Source organism: Streptomyces sp., from assembly GCF_036524955.1.
Classification (GTDB): Bacteria; Actinomycetota; Actinomycetes; order Streptomycetales; family Streptomycetaceae; genus Actinacidiphila.
In genome coordinates this window covers 1-25,950 of record NZ_DATDBG010000163.1, presented here as the reverse complement: position 1 = coordinate 25,950, position 25,950 = coordinate 1, and the positions used below count along the sequence as shown (strand labels likewise).

Sequence of the window (25,950 nt, the reverse complement as noted above, 5' to 3'; positions counted from 1 at the left end):
GGCCGTCGCCGACCAGCTCGCGCTCCAGGGCCAGCGCCCGTGAGGGGGTCACCACCGCCTCGCCCCGGGCGGTGGCCCGGCCGGTCTCCGGCAGGGGCACGGTGAGCGCCAGCCGCAGCGTCGCGCGGGCCTCGCGCAGCGTCTCCCCCCACCGGCGCCAGCCCGCGTCGGCGCCCACGGCGGGCCCGAGCGCGAAGGTCGCCCCTTCGGCGCCGGTCCCCGCCGCCTCCTCCTCGACGGCCGCCCGCGCGGTTCGTACCGGATCGCCGGCCGGCGGCCCCGGTACGGCGAGCAGCGCGGTGGCGGCCCCAGGGGCGCAGCCCCGCAGCACGGGACCGCCCAGCCGGTCGGCTGCCCGGTCCAGCACGGCCGCAGTGGGCGCCGGATCGGACGCGTGGACGGCGACGCCGATCAGCCGGTGCGACCGCCGCGGGCGGAATCCGAGCACACGCAGGCGGGCGGTGACCTCGTGCTGGCTGAGCGCGGTCCCGCCCTCCAGGTCGGCCAGTACGGCCGCGCCGCCGGGCCGGTACGGCTGCTCGGTCAGGGTCTGCGTGACGATGGCGGTGTTGACGGCCTCGCTGATCCGGATGAACGGCACGACCCGGCGCAACGCCACCAGCGGCAGACCCCGGCGGCGGCTCTCGTCGACGATCGCGTACGGCATGTCGGGCAGCGACCGGCCGAGCTCGACGGCGACGCCCGCCACGCCGCGCTCGTCCAGCTCGCGGACGTAGTGCCGGCACGCCCCGGCGTCCGCGCCGGCCAGGCCGAGGCCGGTGGTCAGCAGCAGCTCGCCGCCGGACAGCAGCGGCCCGATCTCGTAGATCTCACTGGAGTGCACCCACCGGACCAGCCGGTCCAGCGAGTCCTGCCCGGCCAGCACTTCGGGGCCGGCCTTGCCCAGCACGTCGAACGTCAGGATCTCCCTCACGGTGAGGGCCATCGCACCTCCCGGCCGGTCCGGTCGCCGGTACCGGCCCGGCATGCCCCGGACGGCGCTGCCGGTTTCCGGTCGTGGTCCGCCTCCGCTCCGCTACGGCAGGGGTGCGCCCCGATCGTTCCCCGCTCGGCGCCCCCGGCCTCCGCCGCATCTCGGCTGCGGCCCTCCGGAGCGTACGTCCCGCACGTTGCGCCGGTGTTTCAGCCGAGGTCACGCGTACCACGGTGTCCGGCCGCCCGCGTTGCCCGGCACCGACATCGCGTCCGTACGCCCGGGGGCGGAAGCGTACCTTCCGTACATTGCGGCGGGGCGCCGCCACCCGGACAGTGGAGGCATGACTGACACCCCGGCCGCGGACCCGGCGGCCATGCTGGCCGTGGCACTGGAGGAGGCCCGGGCGGGGCTGGCCGAGGGCGGAATCCCGATCGGCGCGGCCCTGTTCGGACCGGACGGGGTCGTACTCGGCCGGGGGCACAACCGCAGGGTGCAGGACGACGACCCGTCGGCGCACGGCGAGACCTCGGCGTTCCGGGCGGCGGGGCGGCTGCGCGGCTACGGGCGTACGACGATGGTGACGACGCTGTCGCCGTGCTGGTACTGCTCGGGCCTGATCCGGCAGTTCGGCATCGGCCACGTGGTGATCGGCGAGGCACGCACCTTCCACGGCGGGCACGACTGGCTGGCGGAGCACGGTGTCCGGGTGACGCTGCTGGACGACCCGGAGTGCGTGGCGCTGATGCGCGAGTTCATCGCCGCTCGGCCGGAGTTGTGGTACGAGGACATCGGGGAGTAGCGGCCGGCCCCGGCGGGAACCGCCCCGGGGAGCCGCCGAACGAGAACGCGCCGGGCGGGTTCCGCCGCAGGCGGAGCACGTCGCGGGGCAGCCCGCCGCAGGACGAAGGGAACGTACATGCCGGACTCGACCCGCATCCCCGTGATCGATCTCGCCCCCTGGCTGTCGGGGGACGCCGCAGCGCGGGCCGAGACCGCCGCCGCGGTGGACACCGCACTGTCGAAGGCGGGCTTCCTGCTGCTCACCGGGCACGGGGTGAGCCGGGAGACGCGCGAGGTCGTCCGGAGCACCGCCCGGCGGTTCTTCGCCCTGCCGGAGGAGGTCAAGCAGCGGTACGCCGTCAGTGTCGGCGGGCGGGGCTGGCTCGGCCAGGGCGCGGAGGCCAACGGGTACTCGGAGGGCACCGAGACTCCCCCGGACCTCAAGGAGTCCTGGACGGTCGGCGCGGACCGGCCCACCGGTGACACCGCGACCGACGCGTTCTGGTTCCAGCCCAACGTGTGGCCGGAGCAGGAGGTCCCGGCTCTGCGCGAGGTGGTGGAGCGGTACCTGGCGACGATGCGTGGCGTCGCCGACGAGGTGCTGCGCCTGCTGGCCGCCGCCCTCGGGCAGCCCGAGGACTTCTTCACCCGGCACACCGCGCACCCCACGTACACCCTCAACATCAACTGGTATCCCGGCACCCACGTCGTCGGCGAGCCGCAGCCCGGTCAGTACCGCATCGGCCCGCACACCGACTTCGGGACCGTGACGCTGCTCGACCGCCAGCACGGCAAGGGCGGCCTCCAGGTCTACGTGGACCCGGCCGACGGCGGCGCCGGCTGGGAGGACGCGCCCTACGATCCGGCCGCCCTCACGGTGAACATCGGTGATCTGATGGCCCGCTGGACCGGCGACCGCTGGCGGTCCGGCCGCCACCGGGTGCTCCCCCCGTCCCCGGAGGCCCCGGCCGAGGACCTGATGTCCCTGGTCTACTTCTACGAGTGCGACCCGCACACCACGGTGACCGCGCTCCCCGCCCCGCTCGGCCGCGTCGCCCACGACCCGGTGGACTCCTCCGCCTACCTCAAGGCGAAGCTGGACTCGATCACGGTCGGCTGAAGCATCAGCCCCGGAGCCGGCGCCCCGGTCAGACGGCTCCGGTGCCGATCGCGTGGCCGATGACGTAGACGGCCACCGCGGCGCCGCCGCCGATCAGGAGCTGCCGTGCGCCCGCGCGCAGGGGGGCCTTTCCGTTCACCAGGCCGAGGACCGCGCCGACGGTGAAGAGGGCTGCAGCGGCCAGGGCGACCGCGGTGACCAGCGCGGCGGTTCCGCCGGCGAAGACGTACGGCAGGACGACGACGACCGCGCCGAGCGCGAACGCGAACAGGCTGGACAGCGCCGCCGACCACGGCGAGCCCAACTCCTGCGGGTCCAGCCCCAGTTCCTCGCGGGCCATCGTCTCCAGCGCGGTGTCCTGGTTCTGCATGATGGTCGCCGCGATGCGCTCGGCCTCCCCGGCCGGTACGCCCTTCGCCCGGTAGATCAGCGCGAGTTCCTCGGCCTCGGCCTCGGGGTCCTCGCGCAACTCCTGCGCCTCCAGAGCGATCTCGCGCTCGTAGGACTCCCGCTGGCTGCGTACGGACACGTACTCGCCGGCGGCCATCGAGAACGCCCCGGCGAGCAGCCCGGCGACGCCCGCGAAGAGCACGGTGGAGGCGGCGGCTCCGGAGCCGGCGAAGCCCATGACCAGGGACGCGTTGGAGACCAGGCCGTCGTTGACGCCGAACACCGCGGCGCGCAGCGCGCCGGAGCGGTCGCCGCGGTGCCACCGCTCGCGCCGGGCGATGCCGCGACCGCCCTGGGCCGGATCGGGCCGGGCGCCGTCCTCGCGCAGCCTGGTGAGCACCCGGGCGTGCGCGCGCTCGTCGGCGGCCATGCCCGCCGCGGCATCCGGGTCGCCCTCGTACAGTCCGGCGTCGGCGCGCTCGGCGCGCTCCACCAGCGGAAGCACCGCGTCCGCCGAGAAACGGCGGGCCAGCCAGCTCAGCAGCCGGGTGCGCACGTCCGCGCCGCCGGGCTCGGGTACCGGCTCGCCGAGCCCAGCGAGCCGGTCCGCCCAGTGCGAGGCGTGCCGTTCCTCCACTGCGGCCAGTTCCAGGAAGATCTGCCGGCGGTGATCCCCGGCGCCGGCGGCCAGGCCGCGGTACAGGGCGGCGCTGCGGCGTTCCGCGTCGAGGGCGGCGCGGAAGCGGGTGGCGGCCCGCCGGTTCTCCCGGGTGCGGCCGGCGGCAGCGGCGGGGTCCTCGGGGGACTGGTCGGCGGACCTGGTATCGGGGATCTGGGTGCTCATGGACGGTGCTCCCGGTTCTTCATGCAGTGCGGCAAGGCCCCCCGCCCCGCTGTCGACCTCTTCCATAGTTGGACTCTGTCTAATATAACGCGTTCACCGCAGGGCCGGTCAGAGCAGTCGTTCCACAATTCGGGGCAGCGCGCGGAGGGTCCGCGCCACGGCGTGCGACGGGGAGACGAAGGGGCTGAGGTCGCGGTTGTGGTCGGAGACGACCAGCAGGGCGCGCGAGTCGAGGCCGAACGTCTCCGCGCAGTCGAAGACCGTCGCCGTCTCCATGTCGACGGTGTCCGCGAGAGCGCTCAACTCGTGGTGTCGCTGGTGGGACTCCAGGAGCGAGCCGACTTGGGCGTTGGTGGCCCGCGGGAGGGGCGGGACGGCGGGGAGCCGGGCGCGGTGCCGACGGCCGTCGGTGCCGACGGCTGTGTTCCGTCCTGCGTCGGGACGCCTTTCTGATCCGGCTCGCGTAAGCCTGCGGAGCGAAGGCCGCGGCGGAGGTCGCTCCGCACCTGCGCTGAACCGCACCGGGGCCGGCGGGCCACCGGGCCACCGGGCCACCAGGCCACCGCAAGCGGAAGGCTGACAGCGGTGTCCCGGTGGCCGGAGGTCACTTTGCCAGGTGGGGGTACGAGCGCAGGGATCGCGGGGGGACGCCGAAGGTGGCGCGGGAGCGAACGTCGATGAAGGCGTTGATGCCGTTGTGGCGGCGGGCGCCCACGCCGGGGTGGTGGGCCGTGGCGTCGGCGGCGTTCATCACGGCCCGGGTGACGTTGAAGTCCTCCATGGTGCGCTGGAGGGAGACGAAGTGGGTGCCGGGCGAACCGCCGTCCAGGGTGGCGAAGTCGCGGCGGTTGATCCTGGCCAGGCCGTTCAGCCGGGCTCGGCCGGTGGCCTGGGCGTGGCCGACGACGCCGTGGGCGGCGGTCAGCGCGGGGAGGTCGTCCGCGTCGCTGCGCGCGTCGTCGACCAGGTCCTCGGCGGCCCGCGCGTCGATGGTCGGCGCGAACATCTGCGCGCTGCGGCGGTCGGCGTTCTGCTCGTACCAGCTGTCCACGTCCAGTGTCAGATAGCTGACGTGCATGGTCGTACCGCCCGCCAGCGGACCGGACGCGATGGTGACCGCCTCCTCGGTGGCCTGGTTCCCGCGCAGCCCCGAGTGGAAGCCGAGCATCAGCGGCGCGCGCTCCGGCAGTCCGGCACCGGGCAGCCGCTGGGCCGGCAGCCCCCGTCCGACGAAGCCGGTCCGGGTCCCGCGTACCCGCAACCGCCCCCGCTGGTCGAGCGGTCCGTCGCCGAACAGCGCGTCGGTGACCTCGGCGAGCAGGTCCTCGTGGTCGCTGGCCAGGTGCAGGCAGGCGTCGATGTCCTCCAGCACCGGGTTCTCCCAGCGGGCCATCGGCAGCGGGCGCGCGACCGGCGACCGGCGCAGCGCGGTGTGGCGCTCGAACCAGCCGGGCCCCCAGGCCAGACAGGTCAGCAGCCCGTCCGGGCCGTACGGATAGCGGTCCTCCAGGGTCCGCAGCGCCCCTTCCAGGAAGGCGGCGTCCGACACGTCCGGCCTGCCCGTCACATCCAGCATCAGCAGCCGGTGGAAGCGCGGCGGGAGAGGCCGCCCCTCGGGATCGCTGCGGAAGGTGTCCTCCCATGCGTGCTGGGCGGCGGGCAGCCCCGTGGTCGTCGTCATGTCGTCATGCCTCCGGGATGGGATACGGGAGCCCGGTCCGCGCCGCCCGCGCCCACGCCGCCGGGGCCCGCGCCCTCGTCCTGCCGCAGCCGGGCGAACGCGGCGCCCCAGTCGGCGAGCGGCGGTCCCGGCTCGTTGTAGAGCCCGAACGTGGTTCCGCGCGCGGCCGGGTGTTCCACGGCGGCGACCAGGGTGGCTGCGAGGTCCTCGCGGGCGATCATGCCATCGGTACGCGGGTCCTGAGAGAACGTCAGGGCGTGCGACCCCGCCGGATCGCTGCTGAACCAGACCGGCCGCACGACGGTGTACGGCAGGTGCCCGTTGCGCATCTCGTCCTCGGCTGCGGCCCGGCCGGGCAGCAGCGCGGGATCGGTCCGGTTGAGCGGATGCATCGGGCCGTGCCCGGTGGCGAAGGAGCTGAGCAGGACCAGGTGCGGGGTGGCGCCTACCTCGTCGGCGACCTCGGCGATCGTGACCACCGCGCCGTGCGCGTGCCGCCAGGCGTTGCCGCGCCGCGGGATGACGACCACCGCGTCGGCGCCGGTGATCGCGTCCCTTACGGACTCCCGGTCGTCCAGGTCGGTCAGTTCGGTGACGTCGTGGCCCCGTTCCCGGGCGCGCGCGGTCACCAGCAGTCCGAGCGAACCGCGCAGCCCCGAGGCGGCGACCACCAGGCGCGCCACGGTCACACGGTCCCGTCGTGCGAGGCGCCGTCCACCAGGAGCGCCGCCTTGCCCGGCACCCGCCGCTCCCGCATCGCCTCCATCGCCTCGGGCAGCCGCTCCCAGGACCCGGTCCAGCCCACCACCGGGGTGATCCGGCCGGTCTCGATCAGCCGCAGCAGGACCGCCAGGTCCTCCCCCACCGGTTCGCCGGAGCCGAACACCCAGAAGGGGTGCAGGGTCTGCCGCACGTGCGGCACGAAGGAGGAGATCGTCAGGGTGGCCGGTTCCCGCGAGGAGGTGCCGAGCAGCACGACGGTGCCGTGCGGGGAGACCATCTTCAGGGTGCGTTGCAGCACCTCGCCGCCGACGGACTCCAGGACCAGGTCGAACTCGCCGCTCAGCGCGTCGACACCGGTGACCACCGTGGTCGCGCCGAGTTCGGCGAGGTCCAGGCTGCGGTACGAACCGGTGAGCGCGGTCACCTCGGCGCCGCCGGCCGCGGCGAGCTGGACGGCGAAGGAACCGACGCCGCCGCTGGCGCCGGTGATCAGCACCCGCTGACCCAGCAGCGGCCCGCCCCGGCGCAGTGCGCGCAGTGCGGTCAGCCCGGCCACGCCCAGGGTGGCCGCCTGCGCCGAGGGCACCGTGTCCGGTACGACCGCGAGCCGGTCGAGGGGCACCGCGGCGTACTCGGCCCACCCGCCGTAGTCGTTCATCGCGGCGACCCGGGTGCCGACGGACGGGCCGCCGCCGTCCGCCGCCGCTCGTACGACGGTGCCGGCCAGGTCCTGGCCGGGCCGCCAGCCCTCCTCGCGGCGGGCGAACAGGCCGAGTTCACCGCGGTTGACGGAGAACGCCTCGATCCGCACCAGCACCTCGCCGGGACCGGGCTCCGGGGTCGGCACGTCCCGCAGATCGGGGCCCTTGGGGGTACCGACGTAGCCCCGCGTCACGGGGGGCGGTGGAGGAGGAGTCATGCCTCGACCTTAGGAGCCGGGCACGGCGCGGGGGAAAGACCGGATCACTATGAGTGGCCGGCGCCCGCTTATCAATCGCCGCCCGCCTGCGGGTCTCCCCGCCTACCCTGGGAGGAATGACACCCGAGGCCAGGCTGCTGCGGTCCTTCCTGACGGTCGCCGAGGAGGAGAACTTCACCCGGGCGGCCGCCCGGCTGCACATCGCCCAGCCCGCTCTGAGCGCCCAGATCCGGCAGTTGGAGTCGCAGCTCGGCGTGCGCCTGCTGGAGCGCACCACGCGCAGCGTCCGGCTGACCGAGGCCGGGCGCGCCGTCCAGGAGCGCGGCCCGGCGGCGCTGGCCGCGCTGGACGAGGTGTGGGAGGCGGCGCGCCGGGCGGGCCGCGGCGAGCTCGGGCACCTGCGGCTGGCGTACAGCGCGAGCACCGGCTACGGCACGGTGCCCAGCCTGGTCGAGGCGGTACGGGCCGGCCACCCGGGACTGCGGATCGCCGCGGACCTGCTGCCGACGCCCGCGATCGCCCCGGCGGTCCGCGAGGGCCGCACCGACGCCGGGATCGCCCGCTCCCCCGAGCCGGACCCCGGGGTGCGGATGCTGCCGCTGCGCAGCGAGCGGTACGGCGTGCTGATGGCCGCCGCGCACCCGCTCGCGTCGTACGCGCCGGGTCCGGTGCCGCTCGCGGCCGTCACGGAGTTCCCGCTCGTGGTGCACCCGCGTACCGCCAATCCGGGGCACTACGACCGGCTCACCGGTATGTTCCGCCGTGCCGGGGTGACTCCCGACCTGACCGAGCGGACGGTGTCCTTCGACCCCACCCAGCGCGTCCTGCGGGACGCCCGGACGGTGGCCCTGATCGGCGAGGGCGCCGGGGACGGCCTGGCGGACTGGCTGCGCTGGCTTCCGCTGCCCGCGGACGCTCCCCGGCTGGTCACCCGGCTGGTCCTGCCGCCGCCGGAGCGGGCGACCCCGGTCACCGACCACTTCGAGGCGGTCGCGCTGCTGCACGCGCGGGCCTGCGGCTGGCTGCCGGCGACGGACGCGGAGCCGGACGCTGAGCCGGACCTGGACCCGGACGCGGCGCGGTAGCACGCGGGGGCTCCCCCCCCGGGCGCGCGGGCGGACACGGAAACGCCCGGCCCGCGCGCCCGGGGGAAGCGCGGGGCCGGGCGGGAGTACCGCCGGAGGCCGGGCGGTACGTCAGGGGGCCGGAGTGGCTACCGGTGGGGCCGAGCGCGGAGCGCGGGCCTGGTGGGGGACGGTGGCGGGCCGAGTCCGCGCGTGGGCGGTCCGGGTCCAGTCCGCGATCATCGTGCCGACCGACATGCCGCCGCCGAACGCGGCCAGCAGCACCCGGTCGCCCACGGCGAACCGGCCCTGCCGGTGGGCCTCGTCGAGGGTGACGGCGACGGAGGCCGCGCCGGTGTTGGCGTACCGGTCCACGGTGAGGTGGAGTTCGGCCGAGCCGAGTCCGAGCTCGGGCCACACGTCGGCGAGCATCACTCCGTTGGCCTGGTGCGGGACGAAGTGCCGGACACTCCCGGTGTCCATGCCCGCCTCGGCGAGCAGACCGCTGACGGCGGCGGGCAGTTCCTCCTGCACGAAGTCGCGCACCCCGCGTCCGTCCATCGCGAAGAAGTGCGAGCCGTCGTCCAGGGTGGCCGCCGACACCGGCAGCCGGCTTCCGCCCGCCGCGACCTCGATCAGCGGGTGCTGGTCGCCCCGGGTCAGCAGCCGGGTGCGCAGGATGCCGTGGCCCGGCGCGACCGGGCCCAGCACGACGGCGCCGGCACCGTCACCGAAGAGGATGGCGGTGCGCCGGTCGGAGTGATCGAGGATCCGCGAGTAGATGTCGGCGCCGATCACCAGGCCGTACGCGCCCTGGCCGCCGGTGCGCAGCAGCCCCTGGGTGACGGCCAGCGCGTAGACGAAGCCGCTGCACACCGCGTTGAGGTCGAAGCAGGCCGCGTTGGCGGCGCCGAGCAGCTTCTGGACGATGCCGGCGGTCGCCGGCTGCGGGTGGTCGGGGGTGGAGGTGGCGACCACGATGTACGCCAGTTCGTCCGGGTCGAGCCCGGCCTGTTCCAGGGCTCTTCTGCCGGCCTCGGCGGCGAGGTCCGAGGTGGCCTGGCCGGGCGCGGCGCGGCGCCGGCTGCGGATACCGGTCTTGCGGACGATCCACTCGTCGGTGACTCCGGTGGCCCGGGCCACGTCCTCGTTGGACACCACCTCGTCGGGAAGGTAGGAGCCGGTGCTCACGATGCCGATCTGGTCGCCGATGGCGTCAGCGTCCTGCGGGAAAGTCATCACACCTCCTGAGAAGGGGCAGCGGTCAGGCCGTGGTGGGCCGCGGCGAGCGTGGTGACCGCAGCCGGCGTCACCGCCTGCCTGGGGGCGGGGACCGCCGGTGCGAGGCGGTCGGAGGCGATGCGCTCCCAGCCGTCGCGGGCCGCGTATCCGGTGAGCACCGTGTCGCTGCCCACCACGACCGGCCGCCCGACGCTGAGCAGCAGGTCCAGATCGCTGGAGTGGTCGCCGTAGGCGGAGCACCAGGCCGGATCGAGGCCGCGGACGGCCATCGTGGCGCGGGCCGCCCGGCCCTTGGCGGCGCCGATCATCGGAGCCAGCACCTCGCCGGTGAGCACGCCCCGCCGGACCCGCGGCCGGGTGCCCATCGCCCAGTGCGCTCCCAGGTGTTCGGCGATCGGGTCCAGGCAGGCGAAGAAGGACCCGGACAGCAGCATCACGAAGTCGCCGGCGCGCACATGCCCTGCGAGCCGAGCGACGGGCTCGGGCACGAACAGCCCGCCCGAGGCCAGTTGCCGGTCGAACCAGTCCCGCCCGGCGCGGGCGAGCCGCTGCTCGCTGTGCCCGGCGAAGAAACCGTAGTAGTGGCGGTTGACGTGCTGCCGAGGAGTGCCGGCCGCGGCCATCCGGTGCAGTTCGGCGGTCAGCCGGTGGTAGGTGGACGGCGGTTCGCCCTGCTCGTCCAGGTAGAACTCCAGGAAGTGGAACATGCTCTTGACGGTGATCAGGGTCTCGTCCACGTCGAAGAACGCGGCACGACCGCTGCCTTTCCCGGGCTCGGAGGTCACGACCGCCCCTCCGCCGGGCCGAGCGTGAGCGAGTACATGCAGAGGGTCTCGCCCTCCTGGAGGCAGGTGCCGCGCACCCGCAGACCACCGGAGTCGTCGTCGGGGTCGAGCGGACCGCCCTGGGTCCAGGCCACTCCGTCCTGACTGTCCGGCACCGGCTCGCACGTCAGTTCGGTGAGCTTTTCCAGCTCACCGAAGCGGGTGAAGACCAGGGACAGTTCGCTGAGGGGGGTCCGGGACGGGGACATGGCGCGGGTCTCCAGTGCGGTCAGCAGCGCGAGTTGGCGCGCGGCCTCGGCGATCACCATGCCGGGGAGGTGGTCCTGCGGGTGGTCGAACATGCTCGGGTGCGACGCCGGTATCCGCAGGGTGGCTCCCCCGACGCCGCCGGTCACCCGGGTGTCGGCGAGGACGACGTTCCCCGGGTCGTTCCGGCCCACCTGGTACGGGGCCACACCCGCGCTCGGGACCCGGTCCATCAGGGTCGCGGAGGAGGGCAGCGGCTTGCCGTCGCGGTTGGCGAGCCGCAACTGCAGGTAGCCTTCGGGCGACTTGAAGCGCAGCCCCACGGAGGCGGTGCCGATCTCCAGGTCCTGGGCGTACAGGCCGATCTCGTAGTCGAGCCCCGTCGTCCGGCCCTCCTTGCGGCGGTGCGCGCCCACCACCACCCGCAGGGTGAGCCGGCAGGGTGCGCTGCCGACCACCGTGTTCTCGGGGCGGGTCAGACCGATCCTCAGGTGCGTCAGGATGAACTTGTGGCTGCCGGGGACCCCGTAGAACTCGTGCGCCCCGGCGAGCGCGGCCTGCCGGCACGCCTCCAGCAGCAGCACCGGGTCGTACGCGCTGGGGCGCAGCAGGTGGTCGCCGTAGTAGGCGTGCGACCGGGGCAGCTGGGCTGCCGCTGTGTACGCCGCGTGGTAACCGGACTCGCCGGTTTCACCGGTGACCCGCAGATCGGTGAGGAAGACCTCGCCGAGGGAGTCGCGGTGGACGAGGTCCCGGTCGACGGTTCTCGAATAGGTCAGCTCGGTATCCTCGGGCCGCAGCCCGTCCGGGGAGACTGCCGTGGTGGTCATGATCGGAGCCTGCCTTCGTGAGGTGGGTCGTTCGGCCGACGGGATCGCCACCGGCCGGAGAGTTGATCTACGTGCGCGACGACTGATCGGCGCTGATCAGGACGACGGAGAACAGGGCGACGCCACGGGCGACGCTCAGACGCGCTCCACGAGCATTCCGGTCCAGGTGAATCCGGCTCCCGCACCCAGCAGCAGCAGCCGGTCGCCGGAGTCGAACTCCTCACCGGCGAGGTGGTCGAGCCCGGCGATCTGGTCGCCGCTGCCCAGGTGCCCCACCGTCCGTCCGAAGGACCACAGCGAGGCGTCGGCGCCGCCGGGGAACTCGGGGAAGTAGTTCTCCTCCAGCAGCTTCAGGCCGAGGTTGGGGTAGACGACGCGGCGCAGCCGGGGATCGTCACCCTCGGGCAGCAGTGCCTGGCTGATCTCCCGTACGGCGGCCCGGGTCGCCTCGCGCAGCCGGTCCATGCCGTGCTCGGTGAGGAAGCGGCGCTTGGCGCTGCGGACGTCGTGCTCGGCGGAGAGCAGATCGGGCCGCTCGGGCGCGGGGTCGTCCGCGCGGTGCAGCCCTTCGAGGCCGGGGTCGGAGACGGTACGTGCGGCCAGGACCCGCCAGCCGGCCGCGTCGGGGTCGGTGGTCAGTACCGCGGCGGCGGCGCCGTCACCGTAGACGATGCCGTAGTCGGCGGTGAACCGGTCGAAGCTGGAACCGCCGAACCGGTCGGTGGCCACCACCAGCGCTGGCCCACCGCCGCTGCCGCCGAGGAAGGCGGCCGCGACTTCGAGGCCCAGCATCTGGGCGTTGCAGCCCTGGTTGACGGTGAGCGGCACGGCCCCGGCGCAGCCGAGCTGGGACTGCAGCCAGGAGGCGGGCGACCAGAGCCGTTTGTGGCCGTGCCGGTGGATTCCGGTGACCATCAGCAGCCGCAGGTCACCGGGTTTGACTCCGGCCGCGGCGAGGGCGCGCTCGGCGGCGATCAGCGCCATGTCGGCGGGGTAGAGGGATTCCTCCGCGGTCACGGTCGCATAGCCGGTGGCGAGGATGCGGTCGTGGTCGTCGGGGTACCGGTCGGCGGCCTCGGCCAGGTCGATCCGGGTGTCGGGCAGGTAGCTGCCGGTGCCGACGAGGGTCAGCACGGGGGTGGGGGGAAAGGCGGGGGACGGACCGGGGGTGGGGACGGGAGCGTTCATACGGAGACTCCTCCGCTGAGGTCGAGTCCGATGGTGTCGGCCGCGCCGGCACCGGTGCGGGTGGCGGCGAGGTCGAGGTCCCGTGCGCGGTGGGAAGCGCCGCCGTCCGGACCGAGCACGGCGGCGACATAGCCGTCGGGGCGGACCAGCACCGGCGCGGGCTCGGTCAGGAAGGCAGCCTGGCGCGCGGTCTGGCGGGCGATGACGGTGCTCGGCGGCAGTCCGGCGGTGGCCGCGACGCCGGCCCCGTCGGCGGCAGGGGTGTCCGGGGGCAGCAGCAGCGTGAAGTGGTCCCGGTCCGGTACGTGGCGCGGGACGCGCGCGCCGGGCCGCAGCCGGTGGGTGGTGCGGTTGCCGGCCGTGGCGAGCGCGGTGCCGTCGTCCTCACCGGGCGCGGGGTAGCTCATGTAGAGCTGGCTCCAGGAGTCGGCGAGCCCGGCGAGGCCGTCCTGGACGGCACGTTCGGCGTCCGCGGTGGCCGAGGCGTCCGAGGCGTCCGAAGCGGCCCGCATCGCCTCCAGCAGCGGAAGTACGCCCGTGGTGCGGGCCACTTCCGCCGCGGCGGCGCGGCGCTCGCGCGCGTAGTCGTCGAGCAGCGCCGGGTCGCCGTCCCCGGAGCCGGTGAGCCGGGCCAGCCGCCAGGCCAGGGCCGCGGCGTCGGCGAAGCCGGTGTTCATGGCCTGGCCGCCGGCCGGGGAGTTCAGGTGCCCGGCGTCGCCGACCAGCAGCGCCCGGCCGACCCGGAGGCGGTCGGCGAGCCGTTCGTGCACCTGGTAATGGGCGAGCCGGTCGGGCTTGGCCAGCCGCAGGGTGGCGCCGAAGCCGAGCTCGCCGACGGTGTCCTGGAACTCGTCGAACTCCAGCGCCGCGTCCCGGTCCAGGAGTTGCCGGGCGACCGGCCCGGCCACCCGCACGGTGCCGTCGGGCATCGGGAGCAGCGACACCGCCCCGCCGGTTCCGATGTACATCGCCGACTCGTCGCGGCGGGGTTCGGCGAGCGGGATTCCCTCGGCGAGCAGGTAGCTCATCGGGTAGGTGATCCCGTCGAAGCCGAGGCCGAGTTCCTGACGCACCGTCGAGTTGCTGCCGTCGGCGCCCACCAGCCAGCGGGCCGCCACCGTGACGTCGCCCGTCCCGGTCCGGAGCCGGACGAGCACCGCGCCGTCCTCCTCGCGGTGCCCCTGGTAGTCCACTCCGCGCACCAGGCGCCCGCCCAGGTCGCGGTAGGCGTCGGCGAGCACCGCCTCGACCGCGGGCTGCGGGATGTTCAGGTAGTACGGGAAAGGCGTGTCCTGGTCGGTGAAGTCCAGTGCCCAGTAGCCGCCGTGGGTGTGGAAGCCGATACGGAGCTGGGTGATGCCTCTGGCCTCCAGAGCCTCCCGTTGTCCGAGTGCCTCGAACCGCTCCAGCGAGGCCGCGTGGACCATCACCGCTCTGGTGCGGGGATCGATGTCCGGCCCGCGTTCCACCACCAGGCAGTCGACGCCCCGGGCGCGCAGTTCGCAACCGAGCATCAGGCCGGTCGGCCCGGCGCCGACGACCAGTACCTCTACCTCTGTGACCAGCTCATCCCGCGTAGATCGAACCATCGTGTCCCCCATCTCGGAAGTGATCGGATGGTGCGTGGGAGGGGTGGACCGCCGCCGGGACGTGGGGGCCACGACGGCGGGTCCTACCTGCCGGGAAGGTGCGGCAGGTTCAGGCGGCCGGCGTCGCGCGTCGGCGCAGCAGCACCGTGCCGACCAGCAGGCCGATCGCGACCACGAGGACCCCGTTGACGAGGATCGCCGTGTTGATACCGCTGAGCGTGGCGCTGCGCAGCGAGTGCGACGCCGACAGTGAATGGGTCCGGGCGGTGGCGATCGCGCTCATGATCGGGATGCCGACCGTGATGGCGACCTGCTGGGTCAGCGTGGTGATGCCGGTGGCCAGGCCCTGCTCCTCGTTGGGCAGTCCGGAGGTGGCCGTCACCATGAAGCCGACGATCGCGGTCACGTGCGCGTAGCTGCTGAGGAAGGCCAGCGCCAGCACGGGCACCAGCCAGCCGCGTCCCGAGCCGGCGAAGAACAGCACGCCGACCGTCACACCCTGCGCCACCAGTCCGGCGACCAGCAGCGGCTGGCTGCCGCCGAGGGCGCCGATCCAGCGAGGCGCGGTGACGCCGCCGAGGAAGGCGCCGACGCCGAGGGCGCCGAAGGTGAATCCGGTGGTCATCGGCGAGTAGCCCAGCACCTCCTGGAGGTAGAGGGTGAGCAGGAAGATCATCGCGGTGAAGCCGATGAAGGTGGCGAAACCGCCGAGGTTGCCCCAGCTCACCGAGCGCAGCCGGAGCACCCGCAGCGGGGCCAGCGGCTCGGAGACATGCAGTTCGACCCAGCCGAAGACCGCCAGCAGCACCACACCGACGGCGAGTGCGATCAGCGTGGTGCTGTTGCCCCAGCCCTTCGATCCGGCCTCGGAGATGCCGTAGACCAGGGCGATCAGACCCAGGCTGACGGTGATCGCGCCGGGGATGTCCAGCTTGGCGCCGCGCCGGCCGCTGCCGCCCTTGAGCAGCAGCGGAGCCGCCACCACCAGCAGGACACCGATCGGCACGTTGATGAAGAAGCCCCAGCGCCAGCTCAGCACGTCGGTCAGCAGGCCACCCATGATGGCACCGCAGGTGAAGCCGGCCGACAGCATGGCCCCGTTCAGGCCCAGGGCCCGGTCGCGCAGCGGCCCTTCGGGGAAGGACATGGTCAGCAGCGCCAGACCGGCCGGGGTCACCATCGCGGTGGCCAGGCCCTGGGCGACGCGGGCGCCGAGCAGCGGTCCGGCCGAGTCGGTGAAACCGCCGAGCAGCGAGGCGACGGTGAGCAGCACCAGCCCGCTGATGAAGATCTTGCGTGCGCCGACGATGTCCGCGATCCGGCCGAACAGCAGGCTGAGACCGGCTGCCGCCAGCGCGAACGAGGTCGCGATCCACTGGAGGTTGCCGGCCGCGAAGTCCAGCTCGCGGCCGATCACCGGCACCGCGACGTTCATGATCGAGAAGTCCACGGCCAGCGTGAACTGGGCGCCGAGCAGCAGCACGAGGGTCAGGCTCTGGCGCCGCGTCATGCTCGTCGGTGAGGGGTCCGGCGGCAGCGCGGCGGCTGTGGGCTCCGCGGGGCTGGTGATCGTACCGGGCGACCCGGGCGCCTCCGCCTGCGGACGGAGCCCGTCGGGGCTGTCGATTGTTGACATGGGTGGATACCTTTCGCCTCCGGTCAAGTCTTTCGGCAATGAGCATCCGGACAGACGGTGACGCGGAGCCAGTACCCGCATTCTCATATGGCCGCGCTTCATACCCCTGGCAGGGGTTGCCTCTCGGATTCATACCCCTGACAGGGTCTGTCTCAGGGGCGGACGTGGGAATACCGTCGTGGCATGTCGAACTCCAGGCCCGGCACCACTCGTTCCGTCGTCGAGGAATTCTTCCGGCTGGTCGGCGGCGGTGAACTCGACGAGGCAATCAAGCTTCTCGCCGAACCGCTCGACTGGTTCACACCCGGAAGCACCGAGCTCATTCCGTGGATGGGTCAGCGGACCACCCACGAGGAAGTCCGCGATTTCTTCCGGCAGGCCAGTGAGAACATGACACCGGAGAAATTCGACGTTCACCGGATCGTCGTGGACGGCGACTGCGCCGTCGTCCTCGGCCACTTCCAGTACCAGGTCAACGCGACCGCGACCAGCTTCGCCTCCGACTTCGCCCTCGAACTGCAGGTCACCGACGGCCTGATCACCCGCTATCGCATGCACGAGGACAGCTACGCCATCTCGCTGGCGTTCCTGGCCTGAACCCGCCGTACCCGGTGATTGCCCGGCCTTCGCGGACCGGGGGATTCCACCGCGGACCGGGGGACTCCACTTGACGGCCGGCTCCACCGATCTCCTCGAATTCCGGCCGCCACGCGCATTCCGCTGATCCGTAACGCCCCTTTCCGCTTGCCGCCGTCACGGGCACCGCCGATCCCGCGGATTCCATTGGGGCCGCCGATTCCTCCTCCCAGCGCCCGATCGCACAGGAGACCTCATGACCACCGAGAACGACTGCGATGTACTGATCGTCGGGGCCGGCCCGACCGGTCTGACCGCGGCCTGCGAACTTCTGCGGCGCGGTGTACGGGTACGCCTCGTCGACGCCGCCGCGGGACCCAGTATCCATTCCAAGGCCATGCTGGTCTGGCCGCGCACCCTGGACATCCTGCACGACCTGGGCCTGGACCGGCCGGTAGGCGAGATCGCCGTGAAGCTGCGGCAGATGACGTACTACTCGGAAGGCCGGACGGTCACCAGGATGCGGATGGCCGACGAGCTGGCGCCGTACTGCCTGCCGCAACGGCACACCGAGGAGATCCTCTACGACGGGCTCAAGGGCCTGGGCGGCAGCATCGAGCGCGATGTGCGGCTGCTCGGCCTGCAGAACGTCGACTTCAGCGGCGCGGTCACGCCCGGAGCCCAGGTCACGGCCGTGCTGGAGCACGGGGACGGGGTCGTCGAGCGGTTCTCCGTGCCCTGGGTGATCGGCGCGGACGGCGCGGGCAGCGTGGTGCGCAACCAGCTCGGCATCGCATACGAGGGCGCCACGTACGAGAACCGCTTCCTGATCACCGACGCGCGGATCGCGGACAATCCGCTGGACCCGGACGAGGTGCACTACTACCAGTCGCGCAACGGTGTGCTGGCCGTCGTGCCGCAGCCGTACGGCCTCTACCGCTTCTTCACCAACGCGCCCGCCCAACTGGACAACGGCACCCTCGCCGACATGCAGCGCCTGGTGGACCAGCGCGGCCCCGGCGGGCTGCGGCTGATCGAGCCGGACTGGGTCACCACCTTCCGGGTGCACCGCCGCCGCGCCGCCACCTTCCAGCTCGGGCGGGTCTTCATCGCCGGTGACGCGGCCCACGCGCACAGCCCGATGGGCGGCCAGGGCCTCAACACCGGTATCCAGGACGCCGAGAACCTCGCCTGGAAGCTGGCCCTGGTGGTCCGCGGCGACGCCCGCCCGGAACTGCTGGAGAGCTACACCCCGGAACGCGCCATCGTCGCCGACGCGGTGGTGCGCGACACCGACCTGCAGACCCGCGCCGCGATGTGGACCGGGACCTCCCAGGTGGCGGTGCGCGACACCGTGATGCGGGTGCTCAACCGCACCAAGACCCTGGACCGCTTCTACGCCCCGGTGGCAGCCGGCCGCCGCTGGGTCTACCCGCCCTCCCCCGCCACCGCCGCACCGCGCGGCCCGGTGCCCGCCGACTGGTGCGACGCCCGTTCGGCGCTGCGCCGGCACGCCAAGCAGGGTGCGTCGCTGCCTCGCCCCCTGGCCCTGGCCCTGGGCGTGGCGGGCCCCGGGGTGGACCCGGTCCGCTACTGCGTGCTGGTCACACCGGACGAGGACGGCGACGGCGGACGGCTCGCCGAGGCGGTACGCAACCTCGTCCGCCCCTGGCGCCGCCAGGTGCGGGTGGTGGACGCCGGCGCCCGGCGCAACGCGGCCGGCCGCAGCGGCGCCGCCCTGCTGCGCGAGACGCACCGGCAACTGCGCTGCCGGCGGCCCGGTTTCCACCTGATCCGCCCCGACGGCCACATAGTGCTCCACGGCCACCGTCCCGAGCTCGAAGGGCTCTACGCGGAGTTGCGCCGGATCCTCACCGATCCCCCCACCACGGCCCAGGACTCCTCGGACGCCGACGAGCTCGACCTGCCCACCACGATTTCCGCCACGGAGGAAGCCATGTCCGACACCAGCCGCTACATCCCGCCGCACACGATCGTGGGCGAAGGTCCGCACAAGGTGATCGTCCTTCACTCGCTGTTCGCCGGTAAGTCGGGCTTCAGCGCCTGGTGGCCGTACCTGGACGGCAAGAGCTTCACGTACGCCTTCATCGACGCCCGCGGTTACGGCGAGGCCCGCGACGTGGCCGGAACGTACAGCATGGACGAGTTCGCCTCCGACACCCTGGTGCTGGCCGACCACCTGGGGTGGGACGAGTTCTCGCTGATCGGGCACTCGATGGGCGGCCAGCCGATCCAGCAGGTCTACCTCAAGTCCCCGGACCGGGTGCGCAAGCTGATCGGGCTCAGCCCGGTGCCGGCCAACGGCATGCCGATCCCCGACTCGGACTTCCCGCTGTTCGCGGACGCCGCCCACCAGGTCGGCAACCGGCGGATCGTGGTGGACCTGACCACCGGCAACCGGCTGTCGGCGGCCTGGCTGGACGCCTTCTCCGCCGAGTCGATGCAGGCGGTCGGCGCGGTTCCCTTCCGCAGCTACCTCGACTCCTTCCGTACCACCGACTTCGCCGCCCGCATCCAGGGCGCGACCGTGCCGGCCCTGGCCCTGGTCGGTGAGAACGACCCGGCGGTGACGGCCGACGCCATGAACGAGACGTGGATGAAGCACTACCCGAGCAGCGAGCTGATCGTGCTCAGCGGCTGCGGCCACTACCCGATGATGGAGACGCCGATCGCCCTGGCGACCGTGCTGGAGAAGTTCCTCTCGGCATAGCCCCCGGCGTGGGGCGGGGGCCCTCAGCCCTCAGCCCCTGCCCCGCGCGCACCCCGCCCCGGACCCCGGTCCTGAGCTCCGGCACCGAACCCCCGGCCCCCACGCCTCGGTCCCGGCTCTCCGGACCGGCCGAACGGCCCCGGTCCCGCCCTCCGGTCACGGCGGCCGGGGCCGTTCACTTCCCGGGTCACCCGAGCGGGCGCTCACTCGCTTCCTACGCCAGAGCGGTCTCCGCGAGCAGGACGCCCAGCGCGTCACCGGAGGGTGAACCGGGCTCCGCCTGATAGAGGACGATGGCCTGATCCGGTGCCTCCGGGAGCCGGAACGTCTCGTAGGAGAGCGTCAGGGCGCCGACCTTGGGGTGGTTGAGATGCCGGGTACCGTACGACTTGTCCCAGACACGGTGCTGCGACCACATCGTGCGGAACTCCGCACTCATCGACATCAGTTCGTCGATCAGCTCCATGAGCTCGGTGTCGCCGGGATAGCGGCCGGCCATGAGCCGCAGGTAGCCCACCATGTCCGTCGCCTCGTCGCACCACTCCGAGTAGAGCTGCCTGGCGCCGGGCGAACAGAACAGCAGTCTGGCCAGACAGGGCGGTTCCGGTTCGCCGTTGTCGCCGGTGAGGTCGATGTATCCGGTGAAGAGTATGGCGGCCAGTCGATTCCAGGCCAGTACCTTGGTCTGCCGGTCCAGCAGCACCGCTGGGCCGCTCTCGAACGAGCTGATCATCCGGGCGAGGCTGGGACGCACCTGCTCGGTGGGACGGGCCGCCCGGGCGGCGACCGGTGAGCGCGCCAGGTCGTGCAGGTGCGCGCGTTCGTCCGGCCTCAGTTGCAGCGCGGCGGCGAGCGCGTCCAGCACCTCGGGAGAGGCGTTGCGGTTCTGGCCCTGCTCCAGGCGGGTGTAGTAGTTGACGCTCACCCCCGCCATCTGGGCCACTTCCTCACGTCTGAGTCCGGCCACCCGGCGGCGCTTGCCGGCGGTGTTGAGGCCGACCTCCTCCGGGCGAAGCCGACTGCGGACAGACTGGAGGAATCTCCCCAGTTCTGTCCCCCGTTCCCCCGTGATCCTCTGCAACGTGTTCTCCTCTCGGCCTGCGAAACGGAGTGATGTCGCCCCGCGAGAGCGGGTGAACGAGCCACTGCCGTGTGGCCGGATCAGCGGATCCTCTCGTCGTCGAGGCGAAAACCGCCTGTGGGTCGCGGGTGTTCCCTGGCGCTCCCATGTACCGACCGGCGTGGAATCGGCCACTTGGCCCATCAGTCTTGCATTGTTCATGGGCCTGCGGCGTGAAAATCCGTCAAATTCTGCCATGACCACACAGTGGTTGAATGGTCAATGTCCACCGGGGTAGAGGCGGTATTATAAGGCTTTCTCACAGGCTTCACATGTCGCCGGGGTGCCGAACAAAAACATATGATCGGGAGGTGGGACTGACAGGGATACGCAAACCCGGCGCTCCGGCACGTCCGGTAGGGAACACTTCATCCATGGAGAGAACAGCCGATGCAGACGAGGGCCGACGGTCCGCAGCCTCACTCGATGAAGCGCCGCGGGACGGGCTCCGCTATCTGCTGCGTGGCCTGAAGGCCACGCCCGCGGTCGTCCTGAGCCACCGCCGCGACGTGCTCCTGTGGAACCCGCTGGGGCGCGCACTCCTGGCCTGGCACCTGACCGGGCCGCCCGAGCCGCCGTCCGGACTCGCCAGTCAGGCCGGGTCGACCAGCGCCGGGCCCCCGGGCGACCGGCTGAACCTCACGCGGATGCTCTTCCGCGACCCCCGTACCCGGCTCCTGTACCCGCACTGGGCGCACGAGACCGTCCTGGAGGCCGCCGAGTTGCGGCAAGCCGCCGACAGCCATCCCGACGACCTCACCCTCACCGCACTGATCGGCGAACTCTGCGCCTCCGACGACCACTTCGCGACGCTCTGGCCGCATACGGCCGGTCAGACCCGGGCCTTCGGCGTCCGCCATTTCCTGCACCCCACGGCCGGTCCACTCGAACTCGCGTACGAGAGCATACAGTCCCCGGACGAATCGGGTGTGTCCATACTCGTCTTCAGCGCGGAGCCCGACTCCCCGTCCGAGCGCGCCCTGCGCGAACTCTCGGCCATGGCCCCCGACATCCGCTGAGCGGGGCCTCGCGGCACAGCCCACCGGTCGAAGGGCCCGCCGGCCCGGCCGAACGCCGGCCCGGCGGGCCCTCCTCATGAGTCCGTAACAAACTGTTGACACAGCCGTCGCGGTGCCCCATCGTCGTCGCAACCGAGTTGCCCAAACGTTTTGGCGGGTTCGCGATGAAGCGAGTCGGGCTCAAAGATGTGGCCGCCGCGGCCGGCGTTTCCGTCACCACGGTCTCCCACATCCTCAACCGCGTCGAAGGCAAGCGCATCAGCGCCGAGACCCGGCGGACAGTGCTCCAGGTCGCCGAGCGTCTCGGGTACCTGCCGAACAACCTGGCCCGGGGGCTGCGGCTGAGCCGCTCGTACACAGTGGGCTTCGTCAGCGACGAGATCGCCACCACGCCCCACTCCGGGCAGATCATCCGGGGAGCCCAGGAGGCCGCCGCGCACTGCGGGCTCCTGCTGCTCATGCTCAACACCGGCGGCGACCCCGAGTTGGAGCACCAGGAGATCGCACTGCTGTTACAGCACCGGGTGGACGGCGTGCTGTACGCGTCGATGTACCACCGGGTGGTCGAGGTGCCGCCGCAACTGCAGTCCGTGCCCACCGTCCTGCTGGACGCGCGCTCGGACGATCCGGCGATCCCCGCCGTCGTACCCGACGAGGAGCAGGGCGGCCGGACCGCCACCGGGGAACTGCTGGCACACGGCCACCGGCGGATCGGGTTCGTCACCAACGAGGACGACATCCCCGCCTCGCGCGGCCGGCTGGCCGGCTACCGGGCGGAGCTGGCCGGGGCGGGCATCGCCTTCGACCCCGCCCTGGTGGTGGCCGACCGCTCCGACGCGCCCGGCGGCTACCGCGCCGCCCGGGCTCTGCTCGGCTCCGCGCATCCGCCGACCGCGCTCTTCTGCTTCAACGACCGCATGGCGATGGGTGCCTACCGGGCCGCCGCCGAACGCGGCCTCGCCATCCCCGCCGACCTCTCCGTGATCGGCTTCGACAACCAGGAGCTGATCAGCGAAAACCTGTTCCCGCCGCTGACCACGGTCGCCTTGCCGCACTACGAGATGGGCTCCCGGGCCATCGCCCGGCTCCAGCACCTGATCGACGTGGAGGAGCCCACCGCCGCCCTGCCCGTACCGGAGTTCCTGCACTGTCCGCTGGTGTCCAGGGACTCGGTCGGGCCGCCGCCCCCGTGAGATGGAGGAACCCATGAGAACCACCACCAGACGCCTCGCGGCAGCGAGTTCGGCCGTCCTCACGGCAGCGGCCCTGCTCGCGGGCTGCGGTTCGGGGGGCGGCGGGGGCGCGTCGGGGGCCGACGGGGACACCCTGACCCTGTGGACGCACAACGCGGGGAACGCCGCCGAGTACAAGGTCGTCCAGCGGATCGTCAAGGACTTCAACGCGGGCCAGAGCAAGTACCGGGTCAGGATCCAGGCGTTCCCGCAGGGCTCCTACAACGACGCGGTGGTCGCCGCGGCCTCCGCCGGAAAGCTGCCCTGCGTCCTGGACAGCGACGGGCCGAACGTACCCAACTGGGCCTGGGGAGGCTACCTGGCCCCGGTGGACCTGACCGGCAGCGAGACCGCGGTCGCCGACCAGTTACCGAGCACGGTGGGCAGCTACCAGGGCAAGGTCTACACCTTCGGCCACTACGACGTGGCACTGACGATGTTCGCCCGCACGTCGGTCCTGCAGGCGCACAAGATCCGCATTCCCACCATCGACTCGCCCTGGACCAGGGAGGAGTTCGACTCCGCGCTCGCGCGCCTGAAAGCCGGCGGCCGGTTCGCGTATCCGCTGGAGATGGGCACCGGCGGCAGCGGGGAGTGGCTGCCGTACGCCTATTCCCCGCAGCTCCAGAGTTTCGGCGGCGACCTCATCGACCGCTCGGAGTACAAGACCGCCGACGGCGCCCTCAACAGCCCGGCCGCCGTGGCCTGGGGCGAGTGGTTCCGGTCGCTGGTGACCAAGGGGTACCTGGCCCAGAAGTCCGGGGTCAGCCCCAACGACGACTTCCTCAACGGCAAGTCCGCCATCGAGTGGGACGGCAGTTGGGACGCGGCGAAGAACGCCGCGAAGCTGGGCGACGACCTCGCGATCCTGCCGCCGGTCGACTTCGGGAAGGGCCCGAAGATCGGCGGCGCCTCCTGGCAGTGGGGGATGAGCGCGACCTGCGCCAACAAGGCTGGCGCCGAGGCGTATCTGAAGTTCTCCCGGAAAACCGAGTACTTCGTCGACTTCGCCAAGGCCACCGGCACGATTCCGGCGACAAAGGCGGCGGCGGCAGCGATACCCGGCTACGAGGCCGGGGGCAGGTATGACTTCTTCTCCCAGGAGTCACGCAGGTTCGCTGTCGTCCGCCCGGTCACTCCCGCCTATCCGTTCATCTCCTCGGTCTTCGAGAAGACCGCCCGGGACATTCTGGCCGGAGCCGACGTCCGCAAAGCGCTCGATCAGGCCGTACGGCAGATCGACTCGAACCTGAAGAGCAACGCCTACTACGCCGGCTGACCGGAGTCCCCGTGACCCTCACCTTCGGCACTGGTGCCCGCCCGCACGGCACCGGCACCTCCGCGCGGACCCGTACCCGGCGCCGGGAGCGGCTGGCCGCCTTCGGCATGGTCGGTCCCGCGGTGGTGCTGCTGCTGTGCTTCTTCGTCATCCCCGTCGTCCTGGCCTTCGGCCTGGCTTTCACCAGCGCCCGGCTGGTCTCCCCCACACCCGCGCACTTCGTGGGTCTGCGGAACTTCCGGCTGCTCTTCGACGACCCGGTCTTCACCCGGTCGCTGGTGAACACGCTCGTCTTCGCAGCCGTGGTGGTACCGGTGCAGGCCGGGTTCGGGCTGGTGCTGGCGCTGCTGGTCAACACGAAGGTCAAGGGCACCAACTTCTTCCGAACCGTCTACTTCGTGCCGGTGGTCACCTCGATGGTGGTGGTGTCCATCGTGTGGATGTTCCTGTACCAGAAGACGGGACTGGTCAACCGGCTCATCGACGGGCTCACCCTGGGCCTGGTGCACGGGCCGGACTGGCTGAACGACCCGGCCACCTCACTGCCGGCCGTCATCTTCATGTCCGTCTGGCAGGGCGTGGGATTCCACATGGTGATCTGGCTGTCCGGACTGCAGACCATCCCCGCCGACCTGCACGAGGCGGCGGCCATCGACGGCGCCGACCGGTGGGGACGGTTCCGCCATGTGACCTGGCCGGGGCTGCGGGCCACCAGGGCGTTCGTCCTGATCACCATCACCATCGACGCGTTCCGCCTGTTCACCCAGATCAACGTGATGACGCAGGGCGGCCCCCTGGACTCCACCACCACCGTGGTCTACCAGGCCGTGCGGACCGGCTACGAGCAGCAGCAGACGGCCTACGCGTCGGCGATCTCGCTGGTGTTCTTCGTCATCGTGCTGGCCGTCTCCCTCGTCCAGCGCTTCCTCACCCGGGAGAAGAACTGACATGGCGACCGCACCGCTGCGTTCCCGCGTCCGCGCCCGTGCTCAGCGCGACCCGCACGGTCCGAGCGACCCGCACCCCCCGTACGACGAGAGCCGCCGTCGCGGTCCGCTCCGCAGGGTGCCGGGCATCCTGACGCGGACCGTCCTGGCGCTGTTCTTCGCGTTCCCGATCGTGTTCATGCTGGTCTCCTCCCTCAAACCCGACCAGCAGATCTTCGGGGACCTGGGCAGCCTGCGGGCGTTCCTGCCGGTCGGCGACGTCTCGCTCGCCAACTACACGGCGGTCTTCGACCGCGTACCCGCGGGGCGCTTCCTGCTGAACTCGATTCTGATCTCGGCGGCCACCGTCGCCCTGGGCATCGTCGTGAACAGCCTGGCGGCCTTCGCGCTGTCCCGGATGCGGTGGCCCGGGCGCAAGCTGCTGCTCACACTGATCATCGCGACGCTGATCGTGCCGTTCGAGACCTTCGCCCTGCCGATGGTGTGGTGGGTGAACAAACTGCCGTGGCTCCAGCTCCACGACTTCCACCTGACCGTCACCGAGGGCTGGCTCGACACCTACCGGGTGCAGATCCTGCCGTTCGTCGCCAACGCCTTCTCGATCTTCCTCTTCCACCAGTACTTCCAGTCCATCCCCAAGGAGCTGGACGAGGCGGCGCTGATGGACGGGGCGAGCTGGTTCGGCGTCTACCGGCGCATCGTGATGCCGCTGTCCGGACCGGCGGTGGCGACCGTCGCCATCCTGACCTTCCTGCCGATGTGGAACTCCTACCTGTGGCCCCTCATGGTGGTGCAGGACGAGCGCCTGCGGCCGGTCATGATCGGCATTCAGTACTTCTTCCAGCTCAACGTCTCCTGGGGCCAGATCATGGCGTATTCCTCCATGATCACGGTGCCGGTGCTCGCGCTCTTCCTCGCCTTCCAGCGCTCCTTCATCAACAGCATCGCCTCCAGCGGCGTGAAGGGCTGACGCACCGCCGCGTCCGGACGCCGCGCCGAGGGGTTCCGGCGCGGCGTCCGGACCGGCCGAAGGACGGCCGCCGGGGAGATCAGCCGGCGGCGGCATGCCCGC

General features: G+C 72.2%; 23 protein-coding genes. 10 read left to right on the top strand and 13 right to left on the bottom strand.

The features are described 5' to 3' along the window. A partial coding sequence (locus VIW71_RS13275) for a PucR family transcriptional regulator ligand-binding domain-containing protein (protein ID WP_331622350.1) occupies positions 1 to 946 on the bottom strand: 946 nt, incomplete at its 3' end. A 331-nt stretch (positions 947 to 1,277) separates the two neighbouring features. Between VIW71_RS13275 and VIW71_RS13270 the strand changes: the two genes are divergently transcribed. Both VIW71_RS13270 and VIW71_RS13265 read left to right on the top strand, forming a co-directional pair. Then, positions 1,278 to 1,736 carry a nucleoside deaminase gene (locus VIW71_RS13270; RefSeq protein ID WP_331622349.1) on the top strand — a complete coding sequence of 153 codons (459 nt, stop codon included), beginning with the start codon at positions 1,278 to 1,280 and terminating at the stop codon, positions 1,734 to 1,736. A 117-nt stretch (positions 1,737 to 1,853) separates the two neighbouring features. Continuing rightward, entirely contained in the window at positions 1,854 to 2,837 is a 984-nt protein-coding gene (locus VIW71_RS13265) for an isopenicillin N synthase family dioxygenase (RefSeq protein WP_331622348.1), read from the top strand. Positions 2,838 to 2,865: 28 nt separating this feature from the next. Here the strand turns inward: VIW71_RS13265 and VIW71_RS13260 are convergent, their stop codons facing one another. The 5 genes from VIW71_RS13260 to VIW71_RS13240 all read right to left on the bottom strand — a co-directional run bounded on the left by VIW71_RS13260 (position 2,866) and on the right by VIW71_RS13240 (position 7,394). Further along, entirely contained in the window at positions 2,866 to 4,071 is a 1,206-nt protein-coding gene (locus VIW71_RS13260) for a VIT1/CCC1 transporter family protein (protein WP_331622347.1), read from the bottom strand. Positions 4,072 to 4,179: 108 nt separating this feature from the next. Next, positions 4,180 to 4,374, bottom strand: coding sequence for a hypothetical protein (locus VIW71_RS13255; RefSeq protein WP_331622346.1), 195 nt, complete (start codon positions 4,372 to 4,374; stop codon positions 4,180 to 4,182). Between the two features lie 301 nt (positions 4,375 to 4,675). Further along, a complete protein-coding gene (locus tag VIW71_RS13250) occupies positions 4,676 to 5,752 on the bottom strand; it encodes a DUF7405 family protein (RefSeq protein ID WP_331622345.1) in 1,077 nt (358 codons plus the stop codon). Then, positions 5,749 to 6,441, bottom strand: coding sequence for an NAD(P)H-binding protein (locus VIW71_RS13245; RefSeq protein ID WP_331622344.1), 693 nt, complete (start codon positions 6,439 to 6,441; stop codon positions 5,749 to 5,751). The genes VIW71_RS13250 and VIW71_RS13245 overlap by 4 nt, the downstream gene beginning before the upstream one ends. Then, positions 6,438 to 7,394 carry a zinc-binding dehydrogenase gene (locus VIW71_RS13240; RefSeq protein ID WP_331622343.1) on the bottom strand — a complete coding sequence of 319 codons (957 nt, stop codon included), beginning with the start codon at positions 7,392 to 7,394 and terminating at the stop codon, positions 6,438 to 6,440. The genes VIW71_RS13245 and VIW71_RS13240 overlap by 4 nt, the downstream gene beginning before the upstream one ends. Before the next feature lie 116 nt (positions 7,395 to 7,510). Between VIW71_RS13240 and VIW71_RS13235 the strand changes: the two genes are divergently transcribed. After that, a complete protein-coding gene (locus VIW71_RS13235; protein ID WP_331622342.1) occupies positions 7,511 to 8,479 on the top strand; it encodes a LysR substrate-binding domain-containing protein in 969 nt (322 codons plus the stop codon). A 111-nt stretch (positions 8,480 to 8,590) separates the two neighbouring features. Here VIW71_RS13235 and VIW71_RS13230 read toward each other — a convergent pair whose 3' ends face one another. From VIW71_RS13230 to VIW71_RS13205, 6 genes are all read right to left on the bottom strand, one after another. Next, the gene (locus VIW71_RS13230) at positions 8,591 to 9,697 is read right to left on the bottom strand and encodes a 3-oxoacyl-ACP synthase III family protein (RefSeq protein WP_331622341.1); all 1,107 of its coding nucleotides are present in this window, start codon (positions 9,695 to 9,697) and stop codon (positions 8,591 to 8,593) included. After that, entirely contained in the window at positions 9,697 to 10,485 is a 789-nt protein-coding gene (locus VIW71_RS13225; RefSeq protein WP_331622340.1) for an HAD family hydrolase, read from the bottom strand. Before VIW71_RS13225 ends, VIW71_RS13230 begins: the two co-directional genes overlap by 1 nt. Continuing rightward, a complete protein-coding gene (locus VIW71_RS13220) occupies positions 10,482 to 11,561 on the bottom strand; it encodes a ScbA/BarX family gamma-butyrolactone biosynthesis protein (RefSeq protein ID WP_331622339.1) in 1,080 nt (359 codons plus the stop codon). Before VIW71_RS13220 ends, VIW71_RS13225 begins: the two co-directional genes overlap by 4 nt. A gap of 135 nt (positions 11,562 to 11,696) precedes the next feature. Further along, the gene (locus tag VIW71_RS13215; RefSeq protein WP_331622338.1) at positions 11,697 to 12,749 is read right to left on the bottom strand and encodes a ketoacyl-ACP synthase III family protein; all 1,053 of its coding nucleotides are present in this window, start codon (positions 12,747 to 12,749) and stop codon (positions 11,697 to 11,699) included. Next, on the bottom strand, positions 12,746 to 14,338 hold the full coding sequence (locus VIW71_RS13210) for an FAD-dependent monooxygenase (RefSeq protein WP_331622337.1): 1,593 nt from the start codon (positions 14,336 to 14,338) through the stop codon (positions 12,746 to 12,748). The genes VIW71_RS13215 and VIW71_RS13210 overlap by 4 nt, the downstream gene beginning before the upstream one ends. Before the next feature lie 109 nt (positions 14,339 to 14,447). Continuing rightward, on the bottom strand, positions 14,448 to 15,848 hold the full coding sequence (locus VIW71_RS13205) for an MFS transporter (RefSeq protein WP_414720739.1): 1,401 nt from the start codon (positions 15,846 to 15,848) through the stop codon (positions 14,448 to 14,450). 309 nt (positions 15,849 to 16,157) lie between these two features. Here VIW71_RS13205 and VIW71_RS13200 point away from each other — a divergent pair, with 309 nt between their 5' ends. Together VIW71_RS13200 and VIW71_RS13195 are read left to right on the top strand one after the other, a co-directional pair. Further along, positions 16,158 to 16,571 carry a nuclear transport factor 2 family protein gene (locus VIW71_RS13200; protein WP_331622334.1) on the top strand — a complete coding sequence of 138 codons (414 nt, stop codon included), beginning with the start codon at positions 16,158 to 16,160 and terminating at the stop codon, positions 16,569 to 16,571. Positions 16,572 to 16,806: 235 nt separating this feature from the next. Beyond that, the gene (locus tag VIW71_RS13195) at positions 16,807 to 19,281 is read left to right on the top strand and encodes an alpha/beta fold hydrolase (protein ID WP_331622332.1); all 2,475 of its coding nucleotides are present in this window, start codon (positions 16,807 to 16,809) and stop codon (positions 19,279 to 19,281) included. A 214-nt stretch (positions 19,282 to 19,495) separates the two neighbouring features. On the opposite strand, the gene VIW71_RS13190 is transcribed toward VIW71_RS13195, so the two are convergent. Beyond that, a complete protein-coding gene (locus tag VIW71_RS13190) occupies positions 19,496 to 20,362 on the bottom strand; it encodes a helix-turn-helix domain-containing protein (RefSeq protein WP_331622331.1) in 867 nt (288 codons plus the stop codon). A gap of 413 nt (positions 20,363 to 20,775) precedes the next feature. On the opposite strand from VIW71_RS13190, the gene VIW71_RS13185 reads away from it, so the two are divergent. From VIW71_RS13185 to VIW71_RS13165, 5 genes are all read left to right on the top strand, one after another. After that, a complete protein-coding gene (locus tag VIW71_RS13185) occupies positions 20,776 to 21,420 on the top strand; it encodes a hypothetical protein (protein WP_331622329.1) in 645 nt (214 codons plus the stop codon). A 164-nt stretch (positions 21,421 to 21,584) separates the two neighbouring features. Further along, positions 21,585 to 22,613 carry a LacI family DNA-binding transcriptional regulator gene (locus VIW71_RS13180; protein ID WP_331622328.1) on the top strand — a complete coding sequence of 343 codons (1,029 nt, stop codon included), beginning with the start codon at positions 21,585 to 21,587 and terminating at the stop codon, positions 22,611 to 22,613. A gap of 13 nt (positions 22,614 to 22,626) precedes the next feature. Next, positions 22,627 to 23,931: an extracellular solute-binding protein gene (locus VIW71_RS13175; RefSeq protein WP_331622327.1), complete on the top strand. Its 1,305-nt coding sequence runs from the start codon at positions 22,627 to 22,629 to the stop codon at positions 23,929 to 23,931. Positions 23,932 to 23,942: 11 nt separating this feature from the next. Next, positions 23,943 to 24,878 carry a carbohydrate ABC transporter permease gene (locus VIW71_RS13170; RefSeq protein ID WP_331622326.1) on the top strand — a complete coding sequence of 312 codons (936 nt, stop codon included), beginning with the start codon at positions 23,943 to 23,945 and terminating at the stop codon, positions 24,876 to 24,878. 1 nt (position 24,879) lies between these two features. Next, positions 24,880 to 25,848 carry a carbohydrate ABC transporter permease gene (locus tag VIW71_RS13165; protein ID WP_331622325.1) on the top strand — a complete coding sequence of 323 codons (969 nt, stop codon included), beginning with the start codon at positions 24,880 to 24,882 and terminating at the stop codon, positions 25,846 to 25,848. Positions 25,849 to 25,950 lie beyond the last annotated feature (102 nt).

Bases quoted from the DNA above. Each gene is read 5' to 3' on its own strand.
- VIW71_RS13270 (WP_331622349.1), top strand. From the start codon at position 1,278: ATGACTGACACCCCGGCCGCGGACCCGGCGGCCATGCTGGCCGTGGCA.
- VIW71_RS13265 (WP_331622348.1), top strand. From the start codon at position 1,854: ATGCCGGACTCGACCCGCATCCCCGTGATCGATCTCGCCCCCTGGCTG.
- VIW71_RS13260 (WP_331622347.1), bottom strand. From the start codon at position 4,071: ATGAGCACCCAGATCCCCGATACCAGGTCCGCCGACCAGTCCCCCGAG.
- VIW71_RS13250 (WP_331622345.1), bottom strand. From the start codon at position 5,752: ATGACGACGACCACGGGGCTGCCCGCCGCCCAGCACGCATGGGAGGAC.
- VIW71_RS13240 (WP_331622343.1), bottom strand. From the start codon at position 7,394: ATGACTCCTCCTCCACCGCCCCCCGTGACGCGGGGCTACGTCGGTACC.
- VIW71_RS13235 (WP_331622342.1), top strand. From the start codon at position 7,511: ATGACACCCGAGGCCAGGCTGCTGCGGTCCTTCCTGACGGTCGCCGAG.
- VIW71_RS13230 (WP_331622341.1), bottom strand. From the start codon at position 9,697: ATGACTTTCCCGCAGGACGCTGACGCCATCGGCGACCAGATCGGCATC.
- VIW71_RS13220 (WP_331622339.1), bottom strand. From the start codon at position 11,561: ATGACCACCACGGCAGTCTCCCCGGACGGGCTGCGGCCCGAGGATACC.
- VIW71_RS13215 (WP_331622338.1), bottom strand. From the start codon at position 12,749: ATGAACGCTCCCGTCCCCACCCCCGGTCCGTCCCCCGCCTTTCCCCCC.
- VIW71_RS13210 (WP_331622337.1), bottom strand. From the start codon at position 14,338: ATGGTTCGATCTACGCGGGATGAGCTGGTCACAGAGGTAGAGGTACTG.
- VIW71_RS13205 (WP_414720739.1), bottom strand. From the start codon at position 15,848: ATGACGCGGCGCCAGAGCCTGACCCTCGTGCTGCTGCTCGGCGCCCAG.
- VIW71_RS13200 (WP_331622334.1), top strand. From the start codon at position 16,158: ATGTCGAACTCCAGGCCCGGCACCACTCGTTCCGTCGTCGAGGAATTC.
- VIW71_RS13195 (WP_331622332.1), top strand. From the start codon at position 16,807: ATGACCACCGAGAACGACTGCGATGTACTGATCGTCGGGGCCGGCCCG.
- VIW71_RS13185 (WP_331622329.1), top strand. From the start codon at position 20,776: ATGGAGAGAACAGCCGATGCAGACGAGGGCCGACGGTCCGCAGCCTCA.
- VIW71_RS13180 (WP_331622328.1), top strand. From the start codon at position 21,585: ATGAAGCGAGTCGGGCTCAAAGATGTGGCCGCCGCGGCCGGCGTTTCC.
- VIW71_RS13175 (WP_331622327.1), top strand. From the start codon at position 22,627: ATGAGAACCACCACCAGACGCCTCGCGGCAGCGAGTTCGGCCGTCCTC.
- VIW71_RS13165 (WP_331622325.1), top strand. From the start codon at position 24,880: ATGGCGACCGCACCGCTGCGTTCCCGCGTCCGCGCCCGTGCTCAGCGC.